The sequence below is a fragment of the Flavobacterium sp. ARAG 55.4 genome, from assembly GCF_051846875.1.
Taxonomy (GTDB): domain Bacteria; phylum Bacteroidota; class Bacteroidia; order Flavobacteriales; family Flavobacteriaceae; genus Flavobacterium; species Flavobacterium plantiphilum.
The window spans coordinates 1-583 of sequence record NZ_JBPYCT010000042.1 but is presented as its reverse complement, the minus strand read 5'-3'; the positions used below and the strand labels follow the sequence as shown (position 1 = coordinate 583).

General features: G+C 38.3%; 1 pseudogene. It reads right to left on the bottom strand.

The window, feature by feature from the left end:
• A pseudogene (locus tag ACSV4D_RS18105) lies at nucleotides 1-583 on the bottom strand (IS1182 family transposase); the annotation flags it as partial.

Sequence of the window (583 nt, the reverse complement as noted above, 5' to 3'; positions counted from 1 at the left end):
CTAATTCGCGTCCGTTATGATAACCTTTGTCCACTAAGGCAGTGTAGGTTTCTAGGTTCAGATTTTCTTTGGCTTCAATAGCAATAGCCGCTAATGCATTTTTATCGTTCCGATTGATGGTGTGTGTGGCTACTACTAAATTGTGCTTACTATCTACAGCAGCTTGAATATTATACGATACTTCTACTACCTGACCCTGAACTAGCAAAGCTCTGGCATCGGCATCAGTGGTACTGATTTGAGGTTCTTTGCTGGATTTTAGTTCCTCTTCCAAAAGTTCGTATTTGATGGTATTTTGCTTTAAGCGTTCGATTTTTTTCTGAATGTTTTTAATAGCAACTGGGTTTTCTTGGATGTCATTTTGTGCCAGTTGATCTAAATATTCTTGCGACTTTGCCTCGATATACTCCTTGTGCTTATCGATTTTCTTTTGGTTGTAATTGGCTTTCTTACTATTATACGCCCGACTTTTAGTACCGTCAATGGCGATGGTTGCACCAGCTATTAAATCGGCATTTTTTAAAAACGATACAAAGAGTTTAAAGAGTTGTTTCAGGGCTTTGGGATTGTCTTTTCTAAAGTC